The organism is Endobacter medicaginis, assembly GCF_014192375.1.
GTDB lineage: Bacteria > Pseudomonadota > Alphaproteobacteria > Acetobacterales > Acetobacteraceae > Endobacter > Endobacter medicaginis.
In genome coordinates this window covers 1-1862 of the sequence record NZ_JACHXV010000053.1, presented here as the reverse complement: position 1 = coordinate 1862, position 1862 = coordinate 1, and the positions used below count along the sequence as shown (strand labels likewise).

2 protein-coding genes are annotated in these 1862 nt (G+C 63.6%); both read left to right on the top strand.

All coding sequences use genetic code 11. The features are described from left to right. Window positions 1-176: 176 nt before the first annotated feature. Window positions 177-1310, top strand: a complete 1134-nt coding sequence (locus FHR90_RS17095; RefSeq protein WP_176626231.1) for a baseplate J/gp47 family protein — start codon at window positions 177-179, stop codon at window positions 1308-1310. A gap of 10 nt (window positions 1311-1320) precedes the next feature. Then, window positions 1321-1830, top strand: coding sequence for a hypothetical protein (locus FHR90_RS17090; RefSeq protein ID WP_176626233.1), 510 nt, complete (start codon window positions 1321-1323; stop codon window positions 1828-1830). Window positions 1831-1862: the final 32 nt, after the last annotated feature.

Below are 1862 nucleotides of genomic sequence, written 5' to 3'. Positions count from 1 at the left end.
CTCGAATCGGATGTCGCCACGGACCCGGCGCCGAGCGTCGCGGTCACAAGCAACGGCGTCGGTATGACCGTGGTCATGGTCGAGTTCACCGACGCTACGTCCGGCACGCCGCAGACCCTGCAGATTCCATTGAACTAGCCGGCTCTCAGCTCCGGCAGACGATACCGGAGCACACCATGGGCATCAGCATCAGAGCGGCTGCCGACTGGGTCACAGACCAGTGCGCGGCCGCACAGCTCGCGGCATCGACAGTGCTTGATACGTCGGTCGGGTCGGTCCTGCGAGCGGTGTTCGAAGGCACGAGCACGGTGGCGAGCTGGCTGCAGGCCGAGGTCTTGCAGCTAGCGATGATGATGCGGCTGTCCACGGCCAGCGGCGCCGACGTGGATTCCTGGCTTGCAGATTGGGGTCTGACGCGGCTGCCAGCTGTGCCATCGACGGGCGCCATCACACTGAGCCGATACACCAGCACCGGCTCGGCGACAGTCGAGGTTGGATGGGTCGTGCAAACGGGCGATTTGACCCAGCAGTATTCGATTACGGCGGACGGCACGAACTTGTACTGGAACGCCAGTGTCGGCACCCAGGGCGGCTACATCATCCCCGTCGGTACGGCATCGATTATCGTGCCTATCAGCGCGGTAACTGCTGGCTCGGCCGGCAACGTAATTGCCGGCGCCATCGACTTGGTCGGCACGGCGATGCCTGGCGTGGACATCGTGTCCAACGCGACCGCGACCGGCGGCGGTGCTGATGCGGAGAGTGATTCCGCGTTTAAAGCCAGATTCCTGCTGTTCATCCGCGGGCTTACGAGCGGCACGATTCCGGCGGTCGCGGTTGCCATCGCGGACGTCCAAGAAGACATCACGTACTCGATTGCCGAGAACCAAGATGAGCAAGCGAACTGGTCGCCGGGGCATTTTGTCATCACCATCGATGACGGCTCGGGCTACCCACCGTCTGCTCTGAAATCAGCAGTCTATGCTGCAGTCGACGCGGTCCGCCCGGTCGGCGCGACGTTCTCTGTGCAGTCGCCTGTCGTCGTCCCCGTCGCGGTGCAGCTCACGCTAACGCTCGGGTCCGGGTCGACGAAATTGGCTCTTACGCCGGCGATTCAGACAGCGATTTCGACTTACATCAACTCGCTCTCGGTCGGTCAGATACTGTCTGTCACACGCATCGCACAGCTCGCGTACAACGCGTCGCCCGTGGTCACCAATGTCAGCTCCATCACGCTGAACGGCAGCGCCACCGACCTTCAGCCGGCGGCGAATGCGGTCGTGAAAGCCGGGCAAATCACAGTCAACTGAGAGCACAACGATGGCGCCCGGCGACCAGCCTGACTTCCTGAGCCGACTGCGCTCGACCCTGCCGACCGGCTGGTTCCCGTCCTCGGCGCCAGTGCTGACCAGCGTTCTCAGCGGCATCGCCCAAGCATTTGCCGACCTGTTCAGCTTGGCGGGCTTCATCGCATCGCAAGCCCGACTGAAGACTGCGAGCGGCGCATGGCTCGATGCCGCAGTGTTCGACTACCTGGGCCTGTCATTCTCACGTGCCGCCGGCGAGACCGACGCCAGCTTTCGTGCCCGTGCGATGGCTGCAATTCTGGTCGCTCGCAACACACGGGCCGCCGTCAAAAACGCTCTGCTGACGCTGACCGGTCAGCAGCCGCTGATATTCGAGCCGCGAAATACGATGGATGCGGGCGGCTACGGCACCACCGGCACGGCTTACAATGCGGCCGGCGGCTGGGGCAGCTATGACACCCCTCCTCCGCCCCACGGTTGTTTGAGACACTCCGTTAGCGGACGGTCTCCGCCTCAGGGGTGAGGACGATGACGACGAACACGGGAACGATTGCC

Coding starts and splice junctions, on each gene's coding strand:
- FHR90_RS17095 (WP_176626231.1), top strand. CDS start 177: ATGGGCATCAGCATCAGAGCGGCTGCCGACTGGGTCACAGACCAGTGC.
- FHR90_RS17090 (WP_176626233.1), top strand. CDS start 1,321: ATGGCGCCCGGCGACCAGCCTGACTTCCTGAGCCGACTGCGCTCGACC.